Source organism: Hahella sp. HN01, assembly GCF_018986435.1.
Classification (GTDB): domain Bacteria; phylum Pseudomonadota; class Gammaproteobacteria; order Pseudomonadales; family Oleiphilaceae; genus Hahella.
In genome coordinates, this window is record NZ_JAHMIN010000004.1 from 127838 (window position 1) to 153846 (window position 26009).

The following is a 26009-nucleotide window of genomic DNA, read 5'->3' on the forward strand; positions in this document are numbered from 1 at the left end:
TTACAGTCTCAGGGTTTTTCTATGGATGGATTAAAGCAGCGTATTGTCGGCGCTATTGTGCTGGTGTCTCTGGCGGTCATATTTCTGCCCATGTTGTTCGATAACGCCCAGCAGGAAAAGACATCCCAGATCATTATCATTCCTGACAAGCCGGAAACGCCCAATTTCACTATCGAAGAAGCCAAAGCGCCGCAACTGAGCGCAGGCGACGCCAATGCTGCAATGCCAGCGCAGCCGGTTGATACGCAAACTGGCGATGCGGTCGCGGACGAAACTTCCCGGATCTCAGGCTCCGCAGAGGAAATCGCCCAAGAAGCGGCCATGGCGGAGATGCACAACATGAGTGAATCCAAGCCGGCCGCAACGACGCCAGAGCCAGCTCCGCAAAAGGTTGTGGAAGCGAAGCCGGAGCCTAAACCTGAACCGCAATCCAAGCCTGAACCCAAACCTGTGGTGAAGGCGGAGGAAAAGCCTGCGACGACGGTAGCCGTGGCGACCCCATCAGCCGCCAGCGTCAAGAACGAGACCAAAGAGGCGCCTAAGGATTACAGTCTGGATAAAGACAAGTCTCCCGCCGCATGGTCAATTCAAATCGGTACGTTCAAGAATCGCGAAAGCGCTTTGAAAATTCGTAATGAACTGCATGGCGACGGCCATCCTGCATTTACTCAGGAATATCGCAGCTCAGAAGGCGAAAACCTGGTTCGGGTCTTCGCCGGGCCGGTAATGGAGCGCAGTCAGGCGGACAAGCTCAAGACTCAGGTGGATAAGCGCTACAAAGTCAACTCCCTCGTCGTGCAATATCGCCCAGGGCAATAGCCCGCCGCGACAAAGCATTAGTTTTTCTGCCCCCTCCTTTTTGCTAGAATGATGCGCCCCCGAAATACGGGGGCTAATTACGCTATTTCCAGGATGCTATGATGATTTGGGCCGATTGGGTCATTATTGGAATTATTGGTTTATCCACGGTAGTCAGCCTGGTCAGAGGCTTCGTCAAAGAGGCGCTTTCTCTGGTTACCTGGGTTCTCGCATTTATAGTGGCGCGCATGTTTTATGTGCATTTGGCCACGCTGCTGGAAGGGCTTATCTCTGTACCTTCCGTCAGGCTGATCGCAGCCTTTGTCATACTTTTCATTGTAACGCTCATTATCGGCGCGTTGCTGAACCATTTGATTTCCGCATTGGTGAAGTCCACAGGCCTGTCCGGTACCGATCGTACCCTGGGCATGGCGTTTGGAATGATCCGGGGCGTGGTGTTGGTTGTCGTTGTCGTGGCGCTGTTGCGACTGACTCCCGTCGTACAGGACCCCTGGTGGTCGGAATCGACGTTAATTCCCCATTTTGAAAAATTGGAAGCTTGGTCGCGGTCGGTCTTCGGCGACCCCATAGCGTCTATGCTTACATAAACCGCTTAAATTTTGCGCGAGATTCAAAGACGAGGTAACCATACATGTGCGGTATTGTTGGTATTGTGGGTAAAGCGAATGTTAATCAGGACCTTTACGACGCACTCACCGTGTTACAACATCGTGGCCAGGACGCCGCGGGAATCGTTACCTTCCAGGACGACCGTTTTTTCCTGAGAAAGGACAACGGTCTTGTGCGCGACGTGTTCCGCACTCGCCATATGATGCGTCTGGTCGGCAGTGTGGGCATTGGCCATGTTCGCTACCCCACAGCGGGCTCTTCCAGTTCTGCGGAAGCCCAGCCTTTTTATGTGAACTCTCCTTACGGCATCACGCTGGCCCACAACGGCAACCTCACCAATGCGGAAGAGTTGGCTCGCGATATCTTTCGCACCGACCTGCGTCACGTCAACACCAGTTCCGACTCTGAAGTGCTCCTGAATATCTTCGCTCACGAGCTGCAGAAGCTGGGCAAACTGGTGCCGGAAAAGGACGACGTATTTGCGGCGGTTAAAGCGGTTCATAAGCGTGTGAAAGGCGCATACGCCGTCATCGCCATGATTACTGGCTATGGCATCGTCGCCTTCCGTGATCCCAACGGGATTCGCCCGGCCTGCTTCGGCAAACGGGAAACGGCGAAAGGGCCTGAGTACATGATCGCCTCCGAAAGCGTGGCGCTCAGCGCGCTGGGCTTCGAGCTGCAACGCGACATCGCTCCGGGCGAAGCAGTTTACATTGAGACTGACGGCAGTCTGCACACGCAGCAGTGTGTGGAAAACCCAAAACTAAACCCCTGTATTTTCGAGTACGTGTACTTCGCTAGACCCGACTCCATCATGGACGGCATTTCCGTCTACAAGGCGCGTTTACGCATGGGGGATTATCTGGCGGAGAAGATTCATCGTCTGCGCCCTGATCACGATATCGATGTGGTGATGCCGATTCCTGACACCAGCCGCACTTCCGCCATGCAAATGGCGCTGAGTCTGGGTGTGAAATACCGGGAAGGCTTTATCAAGAACCGCTACATTGGCCGCACCTTTATCATGCCGGGCCAAAACCAGCGTAAGAAATCCGTGCGTCAAAAGCTGAATCCGATTGCGCTGGAATTCCGCGGCAAAAACGTGCTGCTGGTGGATGACTCCATCGTACGCGGCACCACCTGCCGCGAGATCGTGCAGATGGCGCGGGACGCCGGCGCCAAGAAAGTCTATTTCGCCTCGGCGGCCCCGGCTGTGCGCTATCCCAACGTGTACGGCATCGACATGCCTTCCGCCAACGAGCTGATCGCTCACGGCCGCACGCCGGAAGAAGTGCAGGAACTGATCGGCGCTGACTGGCTGGTGTATCAGGACCTGGAAGACTTGGTATCTTGCGCTCTGGAAGGCAATCCGAATATAGAAAAATTCGATTGCTCCGTGTTCGATGGCGATTATGTGACTGGCGATGTGAACGATGAATATCTCCAGCGACTGGAGGCTGTCCGTAACGACAGCAGCAAGTCCAAGCGCGAGCAGGAACTGATGATGGCGCAAGTGCCTCTGGACCTGCACAACGACGACTGATCGTCGGCAGCGTCTTTTGCGCATGACGCCGGTCGCTATGTCGGCGTCATGCGCTACTGTCTAGTCAGCTGCACTAGGATCTATTCAGTCGCACGACTACCCATTCAGCGGTCAATTCAATAGACTGCACGGAACAACGCTATAGCGCCAGATAGGGGAGGGCGCTCTCTTGCTCTCCTCAGGCGGCTCCACTTCATATCCAGGAACAGACGATGTCAGGCAGAAAAACTGAAACCCGTGAGCTTCTGCTGCCCCCGGAAGTAGACTGGCGCGACGCTACGCAGGCGATTCGCGCGGGCCAGATCCGCACTCAGGAGCAAGAGCATGCGGAAGTGATTTATCCCACTTCCAGCTACGTTTTTAAGTCGGCGGCGGAAGCTGCTGCGACATTTGCTGGCGATAATCCCGGCAATGTCTATTCACGCTACACCAACCCCACCGTACGCATGTTTGAAGAGCGACTGGCGGCGTTGGAAGGAGCGGAAAACTGTGTGGCGACCGCTTCCGGCATGGCGGCGATTGTGTCCGCCTGCATGGCGCTACTGAAAAGCGGCGACCATGTGGTCTGTTCCCGTAACGTGTTCGGTACGACTCACGCCGTATTTGACAAGTACATGAAGAAGTTCGGCGTAGAAACGACTTTTGTACCGCTGACGGACATGGACGGCTGGCGCGCGGCGATCAAACCCAATACCCGATTATTGTTTATCGAAACGCCATCCAATCCTTTGAACGAAGTGGCCGACATTGCGACTCTGGCGCAGTTGGCGCACGCCAATGGCGCTTTGCTGGCGGTGGATAATTGTTTTTGTACGCCGGTTCTGCAAAAGCCGCTGAGTCTGGGGGCGGATTTAGTGATTCACTCGGCGACCAAGTATCTGGACGGCCAGGGGCGTTGCCTGGGCGGCGCGGTAGTGGGTAACACTGCGTTAACGTCGGAAGTATTGGCGTTCCTGCGCTCCGGCGGCTTTACCATGAGCCCCTTTAACGCCTGGGTGTTCCTGAAGGGCCTGGAGACGCTGCCTATTCGCATGAAAGCGCATTGTGAGAACGGCATGAAGGTCGCCCAATGGCTGAATGAGCAAAGCTGGGTGGAGAAAGTCCACTATTGCGGATTGCCTGACCATCCTGGCCATGAACTGGCCACACGTCAGCAGAAAGGCTATGGCGGAGTGCTGTCATTCAAGGTAAAGGGCGGCAGAGAAGAGGCTTGGTCATTTATCGACAACACCAAGTGGATCTCCATCACCGCCAATTTGGGGGATGTGAAGTCCACTATGACGCATCCGGCGACCACCACTCATGGTCGCCTTTCCGATGACGACAAGGCGCTGGCGGGTATTTCCGAGAATCTGATTCGTCTCTGCGTGGGACTGGAGGATTTTGAGGATATTCGTGAAGATCTACTGGCTGGCGCAGCGGCGTTGGGCGCTTGATTTTAGACGCCGGGGCGGCCGAAAGCCCCGGCGTTTTTCGTCTGATCCCGCCTGATATGACCGCCAGACTGCCGAAAAATGCATCTCCCGCCAACTTGAGCTAGAATAAAGTCAATATAAACAAATAGATAGAGCGCAATTTTAATTTTAGGCGTTAAATTCTATTAATGCGCGGTTAAGCTGGGTTCACCTAGACTCCCGGCTTGTGTACACTACTGAATATTTAGCCAGCTAAAATCCTTATGCCAGCAGATATAGAAGACAACAGAGCGAAGCGCTACCTGGAGCAGGGGCTCCGTGAAGGGGTGTTGATCGCTTGTGTTACCATCGCCGTTTATCTGGTGTTGGCCCTGGTCTCGTATAATCCTTCAGACCCTGGCTGGACCAGCACAGGGCATCATTCCCAGGTCGTTAACTACGCTGGGCGCGTCGGAGCCTGGATTTCCGACGTACTGCTGTACTTTTTCGGCTACGTCGCCTACTTATTTCCCTTTTTGTTCGTCTTACGATCGGTGCAACTGTTCCGTCAGCGCCATATGCGCCACCCCATCAACTGGTGGATGGTGGTTATTCGCGTAGTCGGTCTGATTGTGCTGGTGTTGTCCACCTGTTCGTTGTTGACCATGTATTCGGTCAGTGGCCTGAACTCCAGCTCCGGCGGCATTGTCGGCGCGGAAGTCGCCGGGATGGCGGTCGACACCTTTAACATTATCGGCAGTACGCTGGTATGGGTGGCGCTTTCTTTGTTCGGTTTCAGCATCGCCACCGGTTTGTCCTGGCTGAAGATCATGGATTGGGTCGGCGCCAAGACACTGGCGTTGTTCCGTCGCATCGGCGAAGAGTTTTCGTCCGCAAAAGAGAAGATGGGAGAGCGTGCGGAAGCCCGTCGCGAAGAAAAAGCCAGACTAGAAGCCGAAGCGCCGCCTCCCAAGCCTAAAAAGGCGAAACGGGAAGTGAAAGACTTTGATGACGAGGACGATCGTATTCCGCTGTTGGACTCTCGGGTTAATGTCCCTGAAGAGCAAGAGACTAAAAAGCGTTCCTTGCTGAGTTTCGGCAAAAAGAAAGCCGAGACCAAAGTTGAGCCCAGTTTGGGCGACACCATGGACGTGGATAGCGAAACGCCCGCGGACCCCGCGGACAAAAAGGTCAGGATTCTGCCGTTCCAGAAAGAAGCGGGAGGGGAGAGCAAGCGAGCCAAGCGCGCATCACAGCCGTCACTGTTTAACTTTGCGGAAGGCCCATTGCCATCCTTGAATCTGCTGGACCCGCCTGAAACCTCGAAAAAAGGCGGCTATTCTCCCGAGGTGCTGGAAAACTTGTCGCGCCTCCTGGAGGTGAAATTGAACGACTTTGGCGTTGTCGCCGAAGTGGTGGAGGTGAACCCGGGACCGGTGATCACCCGTTTTGAAATCCAGCCTGCGCCTGGCGTTAAAGTCAGTCGCATCAGCAATCTGGCCAAGGACCTTGCGCGTTCGTTGGCGGTGATCAGCGTGCGTGTGGTGGAGGTTATCCCCGGCAAGTCCGTGGTAGGTATTGAAATTCCTAACGAAAACCGCGACATCGTGCGTTTGCGGGAAGTGTTGTCCTCTAAAGCCTATGACGATTCCAGCTCGCCATTGTCACTGGGACTGGGTAACGATATTGCGGGTAATCCGGTTGTCGCCAATCTGGCGAAAATGCCGCACTTACTGGTGGCGGGCACCACGGGTTCCGGTAAGTCCGTGGGCGTGAACGCCATGTTGATCAGTATGCTTTACAAGGCAACCCCGGAAGAACTGCGCCTTATCATGATTGACCCCAAAATGTTGGAGTTGTCCATCTACGACGGTATTCCTCATCTGCTCACGCCGGTAGTGACGGATATGAAGGAGGCCGCCAATGCGCTGCGCTGGTGTGTAGGGGAGATGGAGCGCCGCTATCGGTTGATGGCCGCCATGGGCGTCAGAAATATCGCAGGCTTCAACAAAGTCGTGAAAGACGCCATCACTGCTGGTGAGCCGATTCGCGACCCGATATGGAAACCGGGCGATAATGCGCTTGAAGAAGAGCCGCCGATGCTGACCCCACTGCCATTTGTTGTGGTGGTCGTTGACGAATTCGCTGACATGATGATGATCGTCGGCAAGAAAGTGGAAGAATTAATCGCCCGTATCGCCCAGAAGGCGCGGGCGGCGGGTATTCACTTGATCTTGGCGACCCAGCGGCCGTCGGTGGACGTTATTACTGGTTTGATCAAAGCCAACGTGCCGACCCGTATGGCGTTTCAGGTGTCCTCTAAGATCGACTCCCGTACTATTTTGGATCAGGGCGGCGCAGAGCAGTTGCTGGGGCACGGCGACATGCTGTATTTGCCTCCCGGTACTGGCTTGCCAATCCGTGTGCATGGCGCTTTTGTCGACGATGATGAAGTGCACCGTGTGGTGGATGATTGGAAACAACGGGGCGAGCCTGATTATCTGGACGAAATTCTCGACGGCGCCACCGACAGCGAGTTTGTCGCTAGTTTCGATGGCGGCGGCGACAATAACAACGGCACCGAAAAAGACGACCTGTTTGATCAGGCTGTGGCCTTTGTGACCGAAAGTCGCAAGGCGTCCATATCCGCCGTGCAGCGTCGTCTGAAAATTGGCTACAACAGGGCGGCCAACCTGGTTGACGCGATGGAGGCGGCGGGCGTGGTCTCGTCCGCAGGCCATAACGGCTCCCGGGAAGTTCTGGCTCCACCTCCTCCTAGAGACTGATATCCATGAAATTATTGAAACTACTCTCCGTGGCGGCGTTGAGCGCCGCCAGTATGATGGCGAATGCGGCGGGCGTGGATACGCTCTCCGGCCTTTTGAAAAATGTAGAAACCTTTACCGCCAACTTCACGCAAACCATGCGTTCCCAGAGCGGACAGGTGATGCAGGAAGTGACTGGCACATTAAAAGCCAAACGCCCGGGTTTGTTCTATTGGAAAACCAAAGCGCCTTTGGAACAGACCATCGTGACAGACGGCCAGCAGGTTTGGATTTACGATCCGGATCTGGAACAGGTGACGATTCAGCACCTGTCGCAGCAACTTTCCAACACGCCAGCGCTGCTGCTGAGTGGAGAAGTTGGCAAGATTGATGAACAGTATCAGGTGGAAGAGCAACCGGAATCACAGCCTGGTCAGGTGGATTTCCTGCTGCGTCCGAAAGGCGTTGATTCCCTGTTCGACACGTTGCAACTGAGTTTTGTTAACGATCAGCTGGTGAGTATGAAGCTGAAGGACTCTCTTGGTCAGCAAACCAGCCTTTTCTTCACTGGCGTATCGGTAAATCAAACCATTAGCGAAAAAGCCTTTCACTTTGAGATCCCTGATGGCGTAGACGTCATCCGGGAGGCGCCTTGACGCTGAACCTTTTTGAATCGGAAGAACGTCGCCGGAGCGCACAGTACGCGCCTCTGGCGGCGCGGATGCGTCCCCGCGTCATTGATGAATATATAGGGCAGACGCATCTGCTGGATGCAGATAAACCGTTACGCAAGGCGCTGGAGCGTGATCAGCTGCACTCAGTTATTTTCTGGGGGCCCCCTGGCGTAGGCAAAACCTCGTTGGCCCGACTGGTGGCGGGATACACGGGCGCAGAATTTATTACCTTGTCCGCTGTTCAGAGCGGGGTTAAGGAAATCCGCGAAGTCAGCCAGCGCGCTCGCGCAAACTCACAAAGCGGGCGCAAGACCATTGTGTTCGTGGATGAAGTCCACCGTTTCAACAAGTCCCAGCAGGACGCCTTTCTCCCTTACGTAGAAGAGGGCGCTTTTGTTTTTATCGGCGCCACTACGGAAAACCCCTCTTTTGAGCTGAATAACGCACTGTTATCGCGGGCGCGGGTGTATCCATTAAAACCGCTCGCCATCGATGACCTGACGGCGCTATTACAACGGGCTCTGACGGACGCTGAAAATGGTCTGGGGCAAACGCCCTGGAGCTACGACGACGATCTGTTGCGGATGATCGCTGAAGCCGCCAACGGCGATGCGAGACAGGCGCTGAACATACTTGAAACCATGTCTGATCTGGCGGACCCGGGCGAGCAGGGTGGGATTCTCTCCCGTGAGCTGCTGGCGTCGGTAATGCAGGTTTCACTAAAACGCTTCGACAAAGGCGGAGATGCGTTCTACGATCAGATCTCCGCATTGCACAAATCCGTGCGCGGCTCCAATCCTGATGGCGCTTTGTATTGGTTCGCCCGTATGTTGAATGGCGGCTGCGATCCTTTGTACGTTGCTCGTCGCGTGGTGCGTATGGCCAGTGAGGATATTGGCAACGCCGATCCGCGTGGGCTGGATCTCGCGCTTTCAGCCTGGGATGTGCAAGAGCGGCTGGGCTCCCCGGAAGGCGAGCTGGCGATTGCTCAGGCGATTGTTTATCTGGCGTGTGCGCCCAAGAGCAATGCGGTTTATAACGCGTTTAACGCGGCGATGAAGCTGGCGGCGGAGTCGCCGGATTATCCGGTTCCCGTGCACTTACGCAATGCGCCGACCAAGTTGATGAAGGAAATGGGCTACGGCAAAGAATACCGTTACGCTCATGACGAGCCTGGGGCCTACGCCGCTGGCGAGACGTATTTGCCTGACGAGCTGGATGGCCTGCGTCTGTATCATCCTGTGGAGCGGGGCCTGGAAAGCAAAGTTAAGGAAAAGCTGGAATACCTGCGGAGTCTGGACGAAGAGTATCAGAGCCGCTCCTGAACCACCTGAAATCTGTTCGTGATCATTATGAGCATTCCCCATCTTGTGTATGTTGCTCTTGGCGGTGCGTTCGGCGCTGTCAGCCGGTATTTAATTGTCGCCTGGGTGAGTAATGTGGCGGGCGCTAAATTTCCCTGGGGCACGCTGGCTGTGAATCTGCTTGGCTCTTTTCTGCTGGGGACGGCTTTTGTGTATGTGGTGGAGAAACTGCATGGACAACCTGAGCTGCGATCTTTGATAATGGTGGGCTTTTTAGGCGCGCTGACCACGTTTTCCACCTTTTCACTGGAAGCCTGGAGCCTGATGCAAAGCGATCAGCTGTTGCAAGGTCTCGCCTATATTTTTATGAGCGTTATACTATGCCTCTTCGCCGTGGGCGCAGGTATCGCTCTGACTCGGCTTATTCTTTGATTTAAAAAATTACTGGACGAATTCATGTTAGATCCAAAATTGCTTCGCAACAGCCTGGATGAAGTGGCTGCCAGACTAAAGACCAAACGCTATGACCTGGACGTGGACGCGTTCAGTCAATTAGAAGAGCGGCGCAAGTCCGTTCAGGTCCGTACTGAGGAACTGCAGAGCGAGCGCAACAGTAAGTCGAAGAATATCGGCATGATGATGAAGCAGGGTCAGGACCCTCAGCCATTGAAAGACGAAGTGGCTAAAATCGGCGAAGAACTGGAGTCCGCAAAAGCGGAGCTGCAGGACATCCAGGACAAACTGGACGATCTGCTGCAAGGCATTCCCAACCTGCCTGACGCCGGTGTTCCTGAAGGAGCAAGTGAAGACGACAACGTGGAAGTGCGCAAATGGGGAAGCATCCGCGAATTTGATTTCGAACCCAAGGATCATGTTGATCTGGGCGAGAGCCTGGGCCTGTTGGACTTCAACAGCGGCGCCAAGCTGGCCGGCTCCCGTTTTGTGGTGATGCGCCGCGAACTGGCCAGACTGCACCGTGCCCTGGCGCAGTTCATGTTGGATATTCACACCACTGAACACGGTTACCAGGAAACCATGACGCCGTTTTTGGTGCACGCGCATGCCTTGCAGGGCACGGGACAGTTGCCCAAATTTGAGGCGGACCTGTTTAAAGTGCCGGGCGAGCATGACTTTTATCTGATCCCAACGGCGGAAGTCCCGGTCACCAATTTGGTGCGTGAAGAAATTCTGGACGCCAAAGAACTGCCTCTGAAAATGACCAGCCATACTCCCTGTTTCCGCAGCGAAGCGGGCAGCTATGGCCGTGACGTACGCGGAATGATCCGCCAGCACCAGTTTGAGAAGGTGGAGCTGATTCATGTGGTCGCGCCGGAGCAATCTGATGCGGCGCTGGAAGAACTCACCGGCAATGCGGAACGAATCCTGCAGCTGTTAAACCTGCCGTATCGTGTTGTGGCGCTGTGCGGAGGCGATCTGGGCTTTTCTGCGGCGAAAACCTATGACATCGAAGTCTGGTTGCCAGCGCAGAAGAAGTACCGTGAGATTTCTTCTTGCAGCAACTGTCGCGACTTCCAGGCGCGCCGCATGCAGGCGCGCTGGCGTAACCCGGAAACCGGTAAGCCGGAGCTGGTGCATACGTTGAATGGTTCTGGTCTGGCGATAGGACGTACTTTGATCGCCGTGCTGGAAAACTACCAGCAGGCGGACGGCTCCATTTTGGTGCCGGATGTGCTGGAGCCATACATGGGCGGCGTGAAGGTGATCAAACCAGCTAACTGAGGTAATTGATGTCCACACAACTACAGACCTGGGATTTCCTGCCCATATCCATGAATCTACAGGGCAGGGAGTGTCTTGTAGTTGGGGACACCGAGCAGGCGGTGCGCAAAACTGACCTGCTACTACGCGCAGGGGCCAAAGTGAGGCTCCTGGGCGATGCGAATGCGAAGGCGCTCGTTGAGAGCGCTGACGTGCTCAACGCCATTACCCTTACTTCTGAATCCTTTCATCCTGAGCTATTGCAATCCTGCGCGATGGTCGTCGCGGCATCCAATTCCACGGACCTTAATCAACAAGTTGCGCAAGCCGCTCAGGCGCGCGGCGTTCCGGTGAATGTTGTAGAACAGCCGGAGCTAAGCAGTTTTATCTTTCCCTCTATTATTGATCGTCACCCGGTATTGGTGTCCGTCACCAGTTCCGGCGGCGCGCCTGTATTGACCCGTCTGCTACGTAACCGTCTGGAGTCGTTGATCCCTCATGGTTTTGGCAGGCTGGCGGATTTGGCGATGGAGTTCCGGGATAAAGTCCGGGCCCGTTTTGGCCATATCAACCAGCGGCGTCGCTTTTGGGAGTCCGTACTGGAAGGCGTCGTTTCCGATCTGGTGTTTTGCGGGCGCACGGACAAAGCCAGGGCGATGCTGGATGACATGTTAATCGGCGAGCAGGCGGATGCGATCACCGGTGCGGGTGAAGTGTATCTGGTCGGCGCTGGGCCCGGCGATCCTGACTTATTGACGTTCCGCGCGCTGCGCTTGATGCGTCAGGCCGATGTGGTGTTGTACGACCGTCTGGTGTCGCCGCAGATCCTGGATCTGGTGCGTCGCGACGCCAAGCGCATCAACGTGGGCAAAGCCCGCTCCAACCATACGTTGCCGCAGCAGGAAATCAACGCTATGTTGGTGGAGTTGGCCAAGGAAGGAAAACGGGTGTTGCGCCTTAAAGGCGGCGACCCCTTTATCTTTGGCCGCGGTGGTGAAGAGATCGATCAGCTGGCGGATGCGGGCATCCCGTTTCAGGTTGTGCCTGGCATTACCGCCGCTTCAGGGTGCGCGGCCTATTCCGGCATTCCATTGACCCACAGAGATCACTCGCAGTCGGTGCGTTTTGTGACTGGCCATCTGAAATCCGATACCTGCGACCTGCCATGGTACGAGTTCGTGCAGGACAATCAGACCCTGGTGTTCTACATGGGGTTGGTGGGGCTGCCTGTGATCAGTCGCGAGCTGATCGCGCATGGCATGAAACCGTCAACGCCAATTGCTCTGGTATCCCGCGGTACGCTGCCGGATCAGCAGGTTCTGGTGGGAGAGCTTGGCAATATCGCTAGGAAGGTCGAGGAGCAACAGATTCCTGGTCCAACCATCATTATTATCGGGGATGTCGTAACCTTGCGTGACCGTTTGCGCTGGATGGATTAAAGACGTCGATCAGGCTTCGCTCTCATGGGCGGGGCCAATACAACTCTTGTTAGTTCCAATGCTAATGTAAGCGCTCAGAGGCTTTCCCTGTTATCCGGGCGCCATAAATACGCCTCAAGCTCCTTTCGTAACTCATCTTCCAGTAAACCTACCACCACTTCAGCCCCTGCTTGCTTGAGGATATCAATGCCAGCCCCGCAATTTTTCGGATGAGGGTCGATCATGCCTACATACAGAGTGCGTATGCCTCGCTTGACCAGCGCCTGAGCGCAGGACGGCGTGCGGCCGTGGAACGAGCAGGGCTCCAGGGTGACGAACGCGATGACGTCGGCGGTTGGGCCATGCAGATTCTGCAGCGCCATAGCTTCGGCGTGAGGTTGTCCAGGCGCGTTGGTATGGCCTGATGCGACAACCTGGCCGTTGCGCGCCAGTACGCAGCCGACAGGCGGGTTGGGGCGGCAATACGAGATGGCTTTACGGCCTTCGATGATGGCCAGCCGCATGAAACGCTCCAGTTCACTGGTTTCCATTAGACTTTCTCTCTCCAAGGGAATCAGTCAATTAAGGCTACGCTTTTTACTTGGGCGAACAGCTGCATGCCTCTCTCTATATGCAATTGATCGATGGAGCGGCGGGTGACGCGGGCGAGAATGGTTTCTTCCCCAAGAGCCAGACGCACCACTACCTGTGACGGCTCCCTGTCTACGTTGATATCGATCACCTTCACCGGAATGCAGTTGGAGATACTGCTCAATTCGGGTGGTTTCAGCGCCAGGCTGACGTCCTTGGCGTGGATGCGCAGTCTGACTTGCTGGCCAATCGGTCCCTGTTTGTGATGTACCGCCAAAACGCCTCCAGGAACGCCCAGAAGGGTTTGATGGTACTCCAGGTCATGGGCCTGAATGTTGGCGTGCACGACGGCGCTGGCCTCCTCCAGGTGCGCCAGAGGCAGGTCGGGGCGGGTGAGCAGATCGTTGATGGGGCCGCCGGCGCGGACACCGCCATGGTCCAGCAGCACCAGATGCGAAGCCAGGCGCATGACTTCATCAGGCGAATGACTCACGTAGAAAACGGGAATGTCCAACTGCTGAAACAGCTCATCCAGGTAGGGCAGGATTTCTTCCTTACTCTGCAAATCCAGGCTGGCCAGAGGCTCGTCCATCAACAGCAGTTTGGGGCTGGTGAGCAGGGCGCGGCCAATGGCCACTCGTTGTCTTTGCCCTCCAGACAGGGAATGGGTGTTGCGTCCGATCAGGGGCTCCAGTTCAAGCCAGCGAATGACCTCTTCCGGCGCCACTCTGCGCTCCCATTGTGGAATGCGGTGATAGCCGTAAAGCAAATTGTCCATGACCGAGAGGTGCGCAAACAGGCTGGGTTCCTGAAACACATAACCCAGGGCGCGGCGATGCGGCGGTACGAACAGGTCTGCGCTTTGCCAGACTTCGTCTTTGATTTGCAGGGCGCCTTTCTCCGCTCGCTCCAGACCGGCGATAAAGCGTAGCAGCGTGGTTTTGCCTGAGCCGGAGCGACCGAACAGGGCGGTGACTCCCTGGCCCGGCGTAGTGAACGCGATGTCCAGAGTAAAGTCGCCTTTGTGCGAGAAAAAGGAGGCGGAGATGTCGTCGTTCATGCGATCACCTTCGCTGGCTTGCGGATAATCTGCAACGCCAGCAACACCGTGAAGGAAAAAATCAGCATGCCGGCGGAGAGAATGTTGGCCTGGGTGTACTCGATGGCCTCCACATGATCATAAATGGCCACTGACAGAACTTTGGTTTCTCCAGCGATAGCGCCGCCGATCATGAGCACGATGCCAAATTCGCCAATCGTGTGGGCGAACACCAGCACGGCGGCGGTGATCAGGCCTGAGCGGGAAAGCGGCAATGCGACGGTCATGAAGCGATCCCAGGGGGAGGCGCGCAAGGTGGCGGCGACCTCCAGCGGGCGGGCGCCGAGGGTCTCGAAGGCGTTCTGAATAGGCTGTACGGCGAAGGGCAGCGAATAAATGACGGAAGCGACCACCAAGCCGGGAAAAGTGAAGGGCAGCACGCCCAATCCCAGAGCCTGGGTGATCTCGCCAATGGGACCTTTAGGACCTAACAGCAGCAACAGATAGAAGCCCAGCACAGTGGGCGGCAGCACCAAAGGCAGCGAGATAATCGCCTCCAGCGGACGTTTGCTCCAGTGCCGGCTCTGCGCCAGTCCCCAGGCGATAGCCGTGCCCAGCGCCATCAGAATCAGGGTGGTCAGCCCCGCCAGTTTCAGCGTGATCCACACCGCCTGCCAGTCGACTAGCCCCTGGACGCCCACTGCATTCATCTAATCAAGTTCCTTATGCCGGATATCGGGATGAAATAGGGCGTCATTATCGGCATTTCTCCTTATTCTTCAACATTGTAACCAAAGGATTCGATGATCGAGCGGGCGCGGGGGGACTTCAGATAGTCGATAAACGCCCCCGCAGCCGGGTTATCCTGACCTTTAATCAACAGGACGCCTTCCTGCCGGATCGGCGCATACAGCGATTGAGGAACCAGCCAGTAGGCGCCGCGTTCGGCTTCATCCATGGCGATCACCTGCGATAGCGCGACGAATCCCAGCGTCGCTGCGCCGCTGTAAACGAACTGATAGGTCTGCGAAATGTTTTCTCCAAAAACCAACTGAGGGCGCAGCTGATCATATAGCTTTAGCGATTGCATGGTTTTGACGGCTGCGGCGCCGTAAGGAGCGGTCTTGGGATTGGCGACAGCCAGTTTGCCTTTGTTGATTTCCAGCCACTGGCGGCCGTCTTCGCCTGGAACGGGATCTTTGCTCCATAACGCCAGACGTCCGCTGGCGTAGACGAAGGCGCTCCCTTCAACAGCTACGCCGGCGTCTATGGCTTTTTTGCTGCGTACGTCGTCCGCCGCCAGAAATACTTCAAAGGGCGCGCCATTAGTAATTTGTGCGTAAAGCTTACCGGTGGAGCCGAAGCTGGGTTTGAGACGGTGTCCGGTCTGCGCCTCGAAGTCTGGGGCCAGCGCCTGAATGGTGGACGTGAAATTGGCGGATACCGCCGCCAAAACCTCGCCTGCATTGGCCAGCGGCGCCAGAAACAAGGCGATGAACGTCGCCGCGATTGCGCGAGCGAGAGTAAAGCGTGTCAACATGTACAGATCCTTTTCGTGTTGATAAGCCCTGCATTACAGGGCGGCGTTTATGGCGGCGTCGTAGAACGTTAGTTACGCTTTACGATGCCGTGGGTCATTGATTGACCGCCAGAATGATATGGGACGCTTTAACGTAAGCCTGACAGGGCGCGCCTTCAGTAAGACCCAGTTCCTCCAGACTTTGTTCCGTGATGACGGCGGTCAGCGTACGGTCACCGCTCAAGCGCACGCGCACCTCCGCGTTCACCTGACCGTGCCGAATGTCGCTGACGACGCCACATAGACGATTGCGTGCGCTGAGCCTCAGGGTCTCGTCCGTCGCCAGAATGACAAAGCTGGACTTGATGATTGCGCTTGCCGTGCGTCCCGGCGTCAGTCCCAGATCCTGAACCGAATCCTGGGTCACCACCGCCACCAGTTCCAGGCCGTCTCCCAGGTCCAGGGCGACTTCCGCATTCACCGCGCCGGATTGCACGCGACTGACCACTCCCCGAAACAGATTGCGTGCGCTGGTTTTTATCGCCATGGCCTGAAGCACCCCGTGAATATCGTCAAAATCGTCAATGTCCCGCTGTAATCGGCTTAATAAAGCGGAGTAGTGCGCCTCCATCGCCCGATAGGCGGAGACCAGTTTGCGGCCCTGGTGTGTCAGGCGCGCTCCGCCGCCTTGCTTGCCGCCGGTGGCGCGCTCCACCACGGGGTGCGGCGACAGATTATTCATGGCGTCCACGGCGTCCCAGGCGGTTTTGTAGCTGATTCCGGTCAGCTTGGCTGCTTTGGTGATGGAGCCAGCGCTGTCGATGTGTTCCAGCAAGGCGATGCGGGAGCCCCCTTGTACGCCGCGCACATTCTGGTTGAGCCAGAACTCGCCGGCCAGCTCCAGAACTTTGGCGCTGTCGCTGTTTTCACTCATGATTTTTCATCTTTCGCTCATGGTTTTTCATCCGTTGGACAAACTTTATCCTGTTATCGATCGCAACAGGCGCTGAGACTTCCTCTCGTCGCCCGCCACAGAGCAGATGCTTTCTGGTGCCTGGTCATAACTGCTGGCGTTGGTGGAAAGCAGGCGATCCTGCTCTCAAAAAAGCGTTATATAGTATTCTATATAACGGTGATGCGATCAACTGTCATGTAAGCGGCGGCGCGGCATAGCGGGGAGGATAAACATTGCATGACCCTTTGACGACGCCGTAAACTTTGTGAAAAAAGAATGACTGATTTCACCTTCGTTTGGCGCTTATACGCCTGATGTTTTGTCTAAAATTTAAGAACAGTGAAAAAGTAAATGGAACTCATCCTCAAAGTGACTAAATGTCCCCCCGGAAGCGACATGTCTGGGGTGACTGTTACCGTCGGCAAAGACGGCGCAACCATCGGGAGGGCGACCACAAACTCCCTGGTGCTGCCGGACACCAATCGGTATGTATCCTCGGACCACGGACGGATCGAGTTCGACGGAAGTCGATACAGCTTTATCGATATCAGCACTAACGGCAGCTATCTGAATCATCTGGGGCATCCGCTTATCAAAGGCCACCCGGAGCCTCTTAAGAACGGCGACCGCCTGATGCTGGGGCAGTATGAGCTGAAGGTGGAGCTGGCTGAACCCAGTGACGATCGAACGCAAATGTTTGCGCCTGACTCGGATATCGAGGCGACCCGAATTTCATCCGATATTGCTTCTCAAACCGCTATGTCAGATTTGGATGACTGGATCGGTTCCGGCGAGGAACCCTGGCCGGTCTACCAGCATGCGGCGAACACCACCGCCGTGCCGCCAGAACAGGTGGAGGCGGAGATGCAGGATGATCTGGAGCCGCAGAGCGGGGCGGACATGGATGACGGCATCCTGGACGCGGAAATCATCGAAGATGTGGAAGCGCCGACGCTGGTGAATCACGCTGCGCCGCGAGATGCGGAGGCGGCGCTTGAAGATGAATTTGAACCCGCTGCGGAGCCAGCTGCTGAAGAAGCGGCCACTGCTCCCGAACAGGATGAGCAAACCACGCAATTCAGCAAAAAGGATATGACCCCGGACTGGCTGACTCAGGCCCTGGGCATGATGACGCTGACGGAGGAAGCCCATAAGCAGGTAGTGGATAAATCCATGGACCTGCTGAGAGAAGCGGTGGAAGGAGTGCTTTCCACTTTGCGCGAAAAGCAGTCGTTGAAGAATGAGTTGCGCATCAACCAGACCCAGATTCGCGTGGCGGAAAACAATCCCCTGAAGTTTTCACCGACTCCTGAGGTGGCGTTGGAAAATCTCTTGCTGAAGCAGGGGACGACATACCTTTCCGCCGACGAAGCGATGAAAGAAGCGTTCGCCGATATTCGCGATCACCAGCGCGCGTTGTACAAATCCGTGCGCGGGCTGTACACCCGGATCATCAAATCTCTCGATCCGGAGCAGATCGTCAAGCATATTGACAACAAGCATGGGCAGCCCTGGATTGGCGGTAATCATCGCAAATACTGGGATGAATACCTGAAAGCCTATAACAAGCTGCGCAAAGACGAAGAACAGGCGTTTCAAGGTAAATTCTCCGAAGACTTCGCCAACAGCTACGAGTTCTACTTCAATCAGCTCAAGGCCCAACGCAAAAACAATAAAGCGGACGAAGACGACCTGTAAGGCGTCATTCCTCCGCTTATCTCAAGGCGCTCGCAATGCGGGCGCCGCCGTTCCGACAGGGCGGTCGGACGCACTCCCGCCTTCGCCTCTCTCTTAACTGTTCTATACTTCTTCAACATGAAGCAGCCCCAAAGGGGGCAATCACTCTCTCCTGCGGTATGCGTGGTATCGCAGTGCGTTGGTCATACGAACTGTATGTGTTCCCCGGGGCGAGGCCTTTAAAAGAGAGGGAGAACACATTGTGAAGATTCGTCCGCTATTCCTAACCATTTTTGGTGTGATTATCGCCAGCACCCTGGCCAACTTTTTACTGGCGTTCTATTTGCGTTCGGAAGTGACTTCGTTGAAGCAGACGACGGAAACCCGGTACGCGTCCTACCAGCGGGCGGATGAGTTGCGGCAGAGTTCGGATGATCTGACCCGGCTGGCCCGCACCTATGTGGTGACCGGCGATCCAAAATATAAGCAGATGTATCAGTCTGTTCTGGATATTCGTAATGGCGTCAAACCCCGCCCTCAGGATTATCACCGCATATATTGGGATCTGGTATTAAATGCGGGGGATAAGCCCAAGCCAGATGGCGAAACAATTTCTCTGCAAAAGATGATGGAGAATCTTGGTTTTTCGCAAAAGGAATTTGACCTGCTCAAACAGGCGCAGAAAAACTCGGACGGCCTGGTGAACCTGGAAGTTGAAGCGATGAAAGCGGTGGAAGACGGTAGTTTGGAGCGCGCCAGAGAATTGATGCATGGCCAGGACTATCATCGTGAAAAAGCCAAGATCATGCAGCCCATCGATGAGTTCTTCAAAGCGCTGGAAGCGCGCACCAGTCAACAACTCTCCGGGATTCAGAATGCGGTGTCGAACATTATCCTGGCGTTGATTTGCTTCCTGATACTGCTGACGCTCGCGGCGGCGGCGGGTTATCTGGTCGTGCTCAGGAAGATCGAAAGACCGGTGCTGAACCTTTACCGGCTGATTGGTGATGTAGAAAAGAACGCTGATTTAACGCTGCGTTCAGATTATGGCAGCCAGGATGAAATTGGCATGATGGCGAAAGGGTTCAACAGTCTGGTTGGGCGCTTCAGGGACATTCTCGGTGACGCTCGGACTCTCATTCGTCACGTGGCGGATGACTCCTCAACGGTGGCCCGTCTCACTGCGGACTCCAACGCCAGGACGGAGAGGCAGGCGAGCGAGACGGATATGGTGGCCACGGCGATCACGGAAATGACCGCCGCGATGGAGGAAATAGCGGCGTCGACTAATGAAGCCAAGACTTCCGTAGCGGAAGCGACGGAATACACATCAACCGCAAACGGGGTGGGGCGGCAGTCCATCAACAACATGACGCGTTTAAAGGCGTGCTTTGACGACGCTTCAGGACAGGTCAATGAGTTATCGCAGGAGTTCTCCCAGATCGAAAACGTACTGCAAGTCATAAAAAGTATCGCGGAACAGACCAACCTGCTGGCGCTCAACGCGGCAATAGAGGCGGCGCGTGCTGGCGAACAAGGCCGGGGCTTTGCAGTGGTGGCGGACGAGGTGAGGACGCTCGCCAAGCGCACGCAGGAATCAACGGGAGAAATAGAATCCAATATCGCCAAACTCAGGGAGGGCATGGACAATACAGTCAACTCTATGGACGCGGGGATTGGCGAAGTGGCCCGCAGTAGTGAATCTGTAGCGCAGACTATGACGTCGCTGGAGCAGATTGCCTCCAGCATTGAGGCCATCAGCAACCTGAGTCTGCAAATCGCTTCTGCGACGGAAGAACAGTCAGCAACCATCGGCTCCATTGACCAAAGCGTCGGCGCAGTGAGGGATCTGGCGGAAGAAACCTCCGAGGATCTGCGTGCATTGGAGAAAAAAGCGGAGTCCTTAAGTCAGATGACCCATGGCCTGCAGGATAAGATTCAGGTTTTCAAGTTGCCTTGAGGGAGTCCATCTCCAGTACCACAAATGCATTACGGCCCTGACGTTTGGCCTGATACATCGCCTCGTCCGCGCGTGCGACCAGTGTGTCCGGCGTCAGGTTGCGCTCACCCATCGCCACTGCGACGCCAATGCTGGCGGTGATCTTGATGCGTCGGCCGTCTCCCAAGGCGACAGGCTCTTGCAGGGCGGTGTGAATTTTGCCAGCGATGTAGGCGGCGTCCTGCATCGGATGCGCCACCGCTTCCCGCACTATCACAAACTCATCGCCGGCAATTCGGGCGATGCTGTCAGTCTTGCGCACCGCCATCATGAGCCGGTCGGCTGTGACCCGGAGCAGGATGTCTCCCGCTTCGTGGCCATAGGTGTCGTTGATTGCTTTAAAATGGTCCAGATCCAGAAACATGATCGCAATGCCGGTGTGACTGCGACCTGCGCGCTCCACCGCCAGCTCCAGCAAGGTCTTGAGCCCCTGTCGATTGAGGGCGCCGGTCAGGTGATCATGCTGCAGTTGCCAGCGCAGTCCTTTTTCGTGTTCTTTACGTTCTGTGATATCGGAAATCATGATGAAGAAGCCGCAGACCTCGCCATGACTGTTCCTGTCCGGGATGTAGTTGATTTCGTAATACTGTTGATGATCGCCCAGGGTCTGATAGTTCTCGAAACACACCTGCTGGCCGGCGAGAGCTTTTTGAATGTGAGGCCGGGCTTCTGCGTATTTGTCTTCACCCAGGATTTCAGCGATGGTGCGCCCATGCAAATCCTGGGGCTCCAGATTGAACCATCTTTTATAGACGGCGTTGTTAAACTGGTAGCGCTCCTGACTGTCGGCATAGGCGACTAATACAGGCAGGCTGTCGGTTATCGTTTTCAACTTGCGTTCGCTGGCGCCTAAAACCTTCAGTGTCCCGCTGAGTTCTTCCGTTCGTTGTTGAACCCGTTGCTCCAGCGACTGGTTCAAGCGAGTCAGCTCCCGCTCATGAGACGTGATGTCCTCCATCATGGCGCTGAAAGATTCAGCCAGATTGACGCCCTCTCGGTAGAGCGCCTGAGGCGGCGGCGTCAAGGAACGTTCTTTGGTGAACCGCACGGCGGAATGGGAAAGCAGGGAGAGAGGTTTGGTGATCCATGTCGAAGCGGACCAGACCAAGGCGATAAACAGTAACCCGAACAGCAGCCCCCACAGTAGTATCTTCCCCTGCAGGCGCTGAATTTCACCGAAAGCATCGCCGACGCTCTGGCGGATCAAAATACGCCACTGGAAGCCTTTCAAGCGCTCAAATCCGCTGCTGACGATCTGGGCGCAGAGAAACTCGCCCTCATCGGGCCATTTTATGACAAAGGAGGTGGGCTCTGTGCTGGCGATGATCGGTGGTTTTATGGGAAGCGTGGCGTGCGGCAGGGAGGAGGGCCCCATCAAAACGGCGCCTTCGTCATCAATAATAAAGGCTTCTACGGGATGTCGCTTTAACTGAGGTCGTAATACTTCGGAACTGAGCTGCTCCGCCCAGTCCCAACTCAAATGGGCCCCCAGGACGCCCTGTACCTGACCGTCAGTGGACTGGATAGGAATAGACACATCTACAAACCGCCAGGGTTCTTCCCGGGCGGGCATCATATCGGCGAGCAGCACCGCCTTGTGCACATCGCCGAAGAAAGGCGCGATCAAGCTTGTCCGCCACTTGAGAGGCGATGGCTTCAATCGCCGCAGATTGTTCGCGCACCAGAGTCTCCCGCGCCAGACTGCCTATGACGCCAGTGAGCAGGGCGGTAAGCGCGAACATCAGGAAGCCAAAAGCCAGCGTCAAGCTTGCTTTCAGCGGCAGCGCCTTGATTTTGGTGCGGCCATTGAGGGGCATGAGATTGTTTTTGCTGTAAGTAGCCTCTCTAAAAATTACCTGCTAAGACCTCTTTTCGCACAGAGCGGAAGGTAGTTAATCTAGAAAGTATGGCTGCACAGTCTTGTCATTTATCGACTTAGCATATAGTTATTTTAGCTTGCATTTATCAATTCGCACCCTTCTAGAGGAATATTGGAGGGTATATATTGTATCGCTGGCAGTGGAGATAACTTGGCCACTTTGGTTGTATTAAGTGAAAGGCATACAGTTTCTCTTGACTTCTACGGCATGGTTGCTTTTGCTGCTGAAATATCCATAAGGTTTATTTTCTAAGCCTATGCATTACTGAAAATCGTAGTGATAGATGGCTAATAGGTCAGCATGTCTGGTAGGATTCTCCTCGCATTTTAATAGCTATTATTTTTTAAGCTTAAGGATGATTTTGGTTGTCTGATTTTTATGCAAATTAGATGGATTTTATTTGGTGTTTTTTAGGAGTTGAAGAATGAGATGTTCAAGGAGTGCATGTGATAGGGATGTTATAAATATTGATTGTTGCTCATGTTTTAAAAGTATTTTGTTTTCGGTGGGCTTTATATGTTTACTTTTTTCTGGTCGAGTGACTGCGCAAAACCAATCTATCGACTTGCCTCCTAAGATAGCTTCTCCTTATTATACGTCGACTTCCATAGGTATAACGAAGGGAGATACCATTGTAGAAGCCGTGCAACGATGGTGGGAGATTTATAGGGAGTATTATAATTTAAAGCCTAAAGATGGAAAAAGGTGTACGTATATATTAAGGCCGAAAGACAAGGATGATGTGGTCGCCAATGTAAAATTGGCCAATGGTTGTTATGGAGGGGTTGATGTATATGGAACACCTTCCTGTCCTACAGGATATGAGAAAGAAGGATCGCTATGCAAGGCGCATGGAGTTAACACCGATAAAAATCCAGTAGATAATCACCCCATTGTTGCACAGTCTGTCAGTCTGGGTGTTGGCAACACATTTTTAAAAGAAACTGATTATATTGCGGAAGGTAGCCCTTACTTATATTTTTCCAGGCGCTATGCAAGCCGTTCATACTCAGGCCTGAATACTGTCTCAGGTTGGAGGTGGACATATTCCAGGAGAATTAACTTTCGAAGAATTGAGGGTATCAGCGTAGCAGAACTAGTTTCTGATGATGGTGTAACGTTCTCGTTTGTTTCGGGCGATGGAGTGCATTGGCGTGCGGACCCAGATATCACCTACAAGCTTAGTCACGTAGAAGGTCCTCAAGGCGAAAGCTGGTGGGAAGTTGAAAAAGGAGAAGTTATTGAGCGTTATGGCGCTACGGGTAAGTTATTGTCTATAAAGAACAGTAAAGGTCAATTTGTAGAGTTGTCGTACTATCCGGGAAGCGAATTGCCGAAGGAAGTGGTCGACAATAAAGGAGCAAAGCTGAAGTTTTATTATGAAGGGAGCCTGTTGAAGGCGCTTGTCACTCCCGATGGTCAGGAATTTTGGTATGTATTCGATAGTGCTGTTAATTTAGTTAGGGCTTATCACAAAGCAAGCAGTGAAAGTGAGCTCATATTGAAAAAGCGCTATCTTTATAACGATGAAGATTTCATACACCACCTTACAGGTGTGAGCGACGCCAAAGGAAGAGTTGAGTTGAGCTGGTCATATGACTCTCTAGGTAGAGTCAAGTCAGCAGAAAGAGAAGCGGATGCTGTTAAATACACTTTTTCTTACAATGAAAACGGCTCTACAAGTGTTTCACAAGTTTCAGGGGGCCAGTCTCTATACTTTTTTGAAGATGCATACGGCGTACGTAGACTTAGCAATATTATTGAAGGTGAAGCTTCTGTTAGCGGTAATGAAAATAAGTCAACTTCTATAGGGCGCTCTATTACGCAAGCGGCGTCCTCGGCGGCTGGAGATGTTAATGGCGCTGCAAAGTCTGCTAACGAGGGTGGGTAGCTTAGGCGCGGCTTTTTCTTATTCCCGTACACCGCTCCTGCGCTAAAATGGCCGGCTCTTCGCGTGCTGGCGTTTGGGAGCCCTAGGCCATCCTTTGCTAGACTGAAAATAGATGACAGCGTCGCGAATCAGCCTGTAACCAAGCCTATGAGAACACCGTGTCATTGATGCCGCAAAGTCGCCGATCCCTCGTCAAAATTCCTGTGTCCGAACTACAGGTCGGCATGTATGTGGCCCAACTGGACCGTCCCTGGGAGGAAACCCGGTTCGTTTATCAGGGGTTCTTCATTTACGACTGGCGCGATATTCAGGAACTGCAGACGCAGTGCGAATTCGTCTACGTGCAATCGGAGACGGAGGTGGTGGAGGAAGAGAAAACCGTCACCGCGCCCAGCGGCAAGAAAATCCGCACCCGGGTGAAGAAAGAAAAGACCCGTTTGGTGCACAAAGTGCCCGCCTATCGGGAGCTGACCAAAGCGACTAATTCCATGGGGCAGGCCAGGCAGACAATTCATGATGTGTTCCGCGCCGTGAAGCTGGGGCGGGATATCGATATGGCGGCGGTGACCGTTGCCGTGACGGATATCGTCGACAGCATCATGCGTAATCCTAACGCGCTGCAATGGCTGTCCCTGATCAAGGATAAGGATGATTACACCGCAGAGCATTGCCTGCGGGTCTGCGTGTTATCCATCATCATCGGACGGGAGATGGGGTTCAACGAATCAGAAATGGTGGACATTGGCGTTTGCGGCATGCTGCACGATGTAGGCAAGGTCAAGGTGCCGGATGAGATCCTCAATAAGCCGGGCAGTCTGGACAAGGATGAGTTTGAGATCATGAAGCAGCACTCCCAGTACGGCCGGGATATTCTTATCTCGCTGTCGTCAGCGCCGAAGAGCGCCGTGGATGTCGCCTACAGTCATCATGAGAAAGTGGATGGGACTGGCTACCCGCGTGGTCTGGCGGCGCATCAGATTCCACTCAAGGCGAAAATAGTCGGCGTGGTGGACGCCTATGACGCCATGACTTCCGCCCGGGTCTATAAAGACCCCATGTCGGCGCTGGAGTCTCTGCGCATCATCTATGACGTTAGAGGCAAGCACTTTGACCTGGAAGTGGCGGAATTCTTCATCAAAACCATGGGAGTGTATCCGGCGGGCCATATCGCGGAGCTCAACAGCGGCGAAGTGGGAATCATCGTGCGCTCCAACAATGAATATCGTCTTAAGCCCAAAATATTGCTGGTGCTGGATGAGAAAAAACAACTGCGTAAAGAAACCATTCTCGATCTGTCCATCAACTGCCTGACCGATGCTGGCAAACCACTGCGCATCAAGGAAATTCATCCTAACGGAACCTTTGGCGTGCGCCTGGAAAATTACGTGAAGAAAGGGTTGCGGCTCGCCGAGTACGACGACTGAGCCGCAATGCGTTCAGGCGCTCTCCGCCTCGGCTGTCTTCGCCTTCTTGAACTCCGCTACCATCTGATGCCCTTTGAGCGCAGGGCCCGACAGCGCGCTCAACGCCAGTTTGCCAACAAGAATGAGCGTCGCCGTGGCCAGGGCGTCGAGAAACCATATCATGGGCGTTGTCAGCCATGCTGCGTCGAATGCGGGCCTGAAAGTCTCGCTCAACGTCGTCATTCCCACCAAACCATGCAGCGCCAGGGCGATCCAGAAGCCTGAACAGTAAGGGCAACGCCAATCTTCGTAGAGTTTCGCCAGAGGGCCGGGCAGGCTCGCAATCACGCGATTAAACCAAGTTCCCCATTCCGGCAGTTTTTCCCATATCAGCAAATAAATACCTAATCCCACCAATGCGGCTGACAAATCCATGACTTCGCGTCCCCCAATACTTCTCTGAAAGATGAATCAACAAAAACAGGGTTTATGATGCGGGAGGCGCAGAAGGCCGGGTAGAGCGTCGTTTGGGGAGAAATCGGCTTATTTTTAGATTTTCGGTAATGAGACCTGAAATCGATATCAATTCTTTAGATTATATTGATGACTTGATTGCGATGGTTTTTCATCTGCATCAGTTTGCTATTTGTAATATTTAGATTGCAGTTTACTTGAAATATATAAGTAAGGATTAATCCTCTCATTAATTAGGTAATTACCGGAATAAATTCATGAAAAATCTGTTGATTATTTCGCTTTACTTCCATTCAACTGCATGAAAAATATGATTTTTATGAAATATTGTTTTAT

21 protein-coding genes are annotated in these 26009 nt (G+C 54.3%); 14 read left to right on the plus strand and 7 right to left on the minus strand.

Translation table 11 applies throughout. The annotated features are described in order from the left end of the window. Positions 1–21: 21 nt before the first annotated feature. From KP814_RS33235 to cysG, 10 genes are all read left to right on the plus strand, one after another. Positions 22–819 carry an SPOR domain-containing protein gene (locus KP814_RS33235; RefSeq protein ID WP_216735816.1) on the plus strand — a complete coding sequence of 266 codons (798 nt, stop codon included), beginning with the start codon at positions 22–24 and terminating at the stop codon, positions 817–819. 98 nt (positions 820–917) lie between these two features. Then, entirely contained in the window at positions 918–1406 is a 489-nt protein-coding gene (locus KP814_RS05520; RefSeq protein WP_011396317.1) for a CvpA family protein, read from the plus strand. Positions 1407–1450: 44 nt separating this feature from the next. Then, on the plus strand, positions 1451–2971 hold the full coding sequence (gene purF, locus KP814_RS05525; RefSeq protein WP_216735817.1) for an amidophosphoribosyltransferase: 1521 nt from the start codon (positions 1451–1453) through the stop codon (positions 2969–2971). 212 nt (positions 2972–3183) lie between these two features. Beyond that, positions 3184–4407 carry an O-succinylhomoserine sulfhydrylase gene (locus KP814_RS05530; RefSeq protein ID WP_216735818.1) on the plus strand — a complete coding sequence of 408 codons (1224 nt, stop codon included), beginning with the start codon at positions 3184–3186 and terminating at the stop codon, positions 4405–4407. Positions 4408–4649: 242 nt separating this feature from the next. After that, positions 4650–7151, plus strand: coding sequence for a DNA translocase FtsK (locus tag KP814_RS05535; RefSeq protein ID WP_216735819.1), 2502 nt, complete (start codon positions 4650–4652; stop codon positions 7149–7151). Positions 7152–7156: 5 nt separating this feature from the next. Continuing rightward, positions 7157–7786 carry an outer membrane lipoprotein chaperone LolA gene (gene lolA, locus KP814_RS05540; RefSeq protein ID WP_216735820.1) on the plus strand — a complete coding sequence of 210 codons (630 nt, stop codon included), beginning with the start codon at positions 7157–7159 and terminating at the stop codon, positions 7784–7786. Continuing rightward, complete coding sequence (locus KP814_RS05545; RefSeq protein WP_371824034.1) at positions 7783–9129, plus strand: replication-associated recombination protein A; 1347 nt, start codon at positions 7783–7785, stop codon at positions 9127–9129. Before lolA ends, KP814_RS05545 begins: the two co-directional genes overlap by 4 nt. 27 nt (positions 9130–9156) lie before the next feature. Next, complete coding sequence (gene crcB, locus KP814_RS05550; protein ID WP_216735821.1) at positions 9157–9540, plus strand: fluoride efflux transporter CrcB; 384 nt, start codon at positions 9157–9159, stop codon at positions 9538–9540. Positions 9541–9564: 24 nt separating this feature from the next. Beyond that, positions 9565–10848, plus strand: a complete 1284-nt coding sequence (gene serS, locus KP814_RS05555; RefSeq protein WP_216735822.1) for a serine--tRNA ligase — start codon at positions 9565–9567, stop codon at positions 10846–10848. Between the two features lie 8 nt (positions 10849–10856). Next, positions 10857–12266, plus strand: coding sequence for a siroheme synthase CysG (gene cysG, locus KP814_RS05560; protein WP_216735823.1), 1410 nt, complete (start codon positions 10857–10859; stop codon positions 12264–12266). A gap of 74 nt (positions 12267–12340) precedes the next feature. On the opposite strand, the gene KP814_RS05565 is transcribed toward cysG, so the two are convergent. The 5 genes from KP814_RS05565 to KP814_RS05585 form a co-directional block, all read right to left on the minus strand. Continuing rightward, a complete protein-coding gene (locus KP814_RS05565) occupies positions 12341–12796 on the minus strand; it encodes a bifunctional diaminohydroxyphosphoribosylaminopyrimidine deaminase/5-amino-6-(5-phosphoribosylamino)uracil reductase RibD (RefSeq protein ID WP_216735824.1) in 456 nt (151 codons plus the stop codon). A gap of 23 nt (positions 12797–12819) precedes the next feature. Further along, positions 12820–13896 carry a molybdenum ABC transporter ATP-binding protein gene (modC, locus tag KP814_RS05570; protein WP_216735825.1) on the minus strand — a complete coding sequence of 359 codons (1077 nt, stop codon included), beginning with the start codon at positions 13894–13896 and terminating at the stop codon, positions 12820–12822. Beyond that, positions 13893–14585 (minus strand): molybdate ABC transporter permease subunit, encoded by a 693-nt coding sequence (gene modB, locus KP814_RS05575; RefSeq protein WP_127969824.1) that lies wholly within the window; start codon positions 14583–14585, stop codon positions 13893–13895. Before modB ends, modC begins: the two co-directional genes overlap by 4 nt. 62 nt (positions 14586–14647) lie before the next feature. Further along, positions 14648–15415: a molybdate ABC transporter substrate-binding protein gene (gene modA / locus KP814_RS05580; RefSeq protein ID WP_216735826.1), complete on the minus strand. Its 768-nt coding sequence runs from the start codon at positions 15413–15415 to the stop codon at positions 14648–14650. 94 nt (positions 15416–15509) lie between these two features. Further along, complete coding sequence (locus tag KP814_RS05585; RefSeq protein WP_216735827.1) at positions 15510–16328, minus strand: TOBE domain-containing protein; 819 nt, start codon at positions 16326–16328, stop codon at positions 15510–15512. A 372-nt stretch (positions 16329–16700) separates the two neighbouring features. Between KP814_RS05585 and tagH the strand changes: the two genes are divergently transcribed. Further along, a complete protein-coding gene (gene tagH, locus KP814_RS05590) occupies positions 16701–18047 on the plus strand; it encodes a type VI secretion system-associated FHA domain protein TagH (RefSeq protein WP_256445967.1) in 1347 nt (448 codons plus the stop codon). 241 nt (positions 18048–18288) lie between these two features. Beyond that, the gene (locus KP814_RS33335; RefSeq protein WP_216735829.1) at positions 18289–19986 is read left to right on the plus strand and encodes a methyl-accepting chemotaxis protein; all 1698 of its coding nucleotides are present in this window, start codon (positions 18289–18291) and stop codon (positions 19984–19986) included. On the opposite strand, the gene KP814_RS05600 is transcribed toward KP814_RS33335, so the two are convergent. After that, the gene (locus KP814_RS05600) at positions 19973–21652 is read right to left on the minus strand and encodes a diguanylate cyclase domain-containing protein (RefSeq protein WP_216735830.1); all 1680 of its coding nucleotides are present in this window, start codon (positions 21650–21652) and stop codon (positions 19973–19975) included. The two genes, KP814_RS33335 and KP814_RS05600, sit on opposite strands and share 14 nt — an antisense overlap. Positions 21653–22548: 896 nt before the next feature. Here KP814_RS05600 and KP814_RS05605 point away from each other — a divergent pair. After that, positions 22549–23796: a DUF6531 domain-containing protein gene (locus KP814_RS05605; RefSeq protein WP_216735831.1), complete on the plus strand. Its 1248-nt coding sequence runs from the start codon at positions 22549–22551 to the stop codon at positions 23794–23796. Positions 23797–23963: 167 nt separating this feature from the next. Beyond that, positions 23964–25220 carry an HD-GYP domain-containing protein gene (locus KP814_RS05610; protein ID WP_253938203.1) on the plus strand — a complete coding sequence of 419 codons (1257 nt, stop codon included), beginning with the start codon at positions 23964–23966 and terminating at the stop codon, positions 25218–25220. Between the two features lie 12 nt (positions 25221–25232). On the opposite strand, the gene KP814_RS05615 is transcribed toward KP814_RS05610, so the two are convergent. Beyond that, positions 25233–25634, minus strand: a complete 402-nt coding sequence (locus KP814_RS05615; protein WP_216735833.1) for a hypothetical protein — start codon at positions 25632–25634, stop codon at positions 25233–25235. Between the last annotated feature and the right edge of the window lie 375 nt (positions 25635–26009).

Bases quoted from the DNA above. Each gene is read 5' to 3' on its own strand.
- lolA (WP_216735820.1), top strand. From the start codon at position 7,157: ATGAAATTATTGAAACTACTCTCCGTGGCGGCGTTGAGCGCCGCCAGT.
- KP814_RS05565 (WP_216735824.1), bottom strand. From the start codon at position 12,796: ATGGAAACCAGTGAACTGGAGCGTTTCATGCGGCTGGCCATCATCGAA.
- purF (WP_216735817.1), top strand. From the start codon at position 1,451: ATGTGCGGTATTGTTGGTATTGTGGGTAAAGCGAATGTTAATCAGGAC.
- tagH (WP_256445967.1), top strand. From the start codon at position 16,701: ATGGAACTCATCCTCAAAGTGACTAAATGTCCCCCCGGAAGCGACATG.
- KP814_RS05530 (WP_216735818.1), top strand. From the start codon at position 3,184: ATGTCAGGCAGAAAAACTGAAACCCGTGAGCTTCTGCTGCCCCCGGAA.
- modB (WP_127969824.1), bottom strand. From the start codon at position 14,585: ATGAATGCAGTGGGCGTCCAGGGGCTAGTCGACTGGCAGGCGGTGTGG.
- cysG (WP_216735823.1), top strand. From the start codon at position 10,857: ATGTCCACACAACTACAGACCTGGGATTTCCTGCCCATATCCATGAAT.
- KP814_RS05610 (WP_253938203.1), top strand. From the start codon at position 23,964: ATGCCGCAAAGTCGCCGATCCCTCGTCAAAATTCCTGTGTCCGAACTA.
- KP814_RS05520 (WP_011396317.1), top strand. From the start codon at position 918: ATGATGATTTGGGCCGATTGGGTCATTATTGGAATTATTGGTTTATCC.
- modC (WP_216735825.1), bottom strand. From the start codon at position 13,896: ATGAACGACGACATCTCCGCCTCCTTTTTCTCGCACAAAGGCGACTTT.
- KP814_RS33235 (WP_216735816.1), top strand. From the start codon at position 22: ATGGATGGATTAAAGCAGCGTATTGTCGGCGCTATTGTGCTGGTGTCT.
- KP814_RS05585 (WP_216735827.1), bottom strand. From the start codon at position 16,328: ATGAGTGAAAACAGCGACAGCGCCAAAGTTCTGGAGCTGGCCGGCGAG.
- serS (WP_216735822.1), top strand. From the start codon at position 9,565: ATGTTAGATCCAAAATTGCTTCGCAACAGCCTGGATGAAGTGGCTGCC.
- modA (WP_216735826.1), bottom strand. From the start codon at position 15,415: ATGTTGACACGCTTTACTCTCGCTCGCGCAATCGCGGCGACGTTCATC.
- KP814_RS05535 (WP_216735819.1), top strand. From the start codon at position 4,650: ATGCCAGCAGATATAGAAGACAACAGAGCGAAGCGCTACCTGGAGCAG.
- KP814_RS05615 (WP_216735833.1), bottom strand. From the start codon at position 25,634: ATGGATTTGTCAGCCGCATTGGTGGGATTAGGTATTTATTTGCTGATA.
- crcB (WP_216735821.1), top strand. From the start codon at position 9,157: ATGAGCATTCCCCATCTTGTGTATGTTGCTCTTGGCGGTGCGTTCGGC.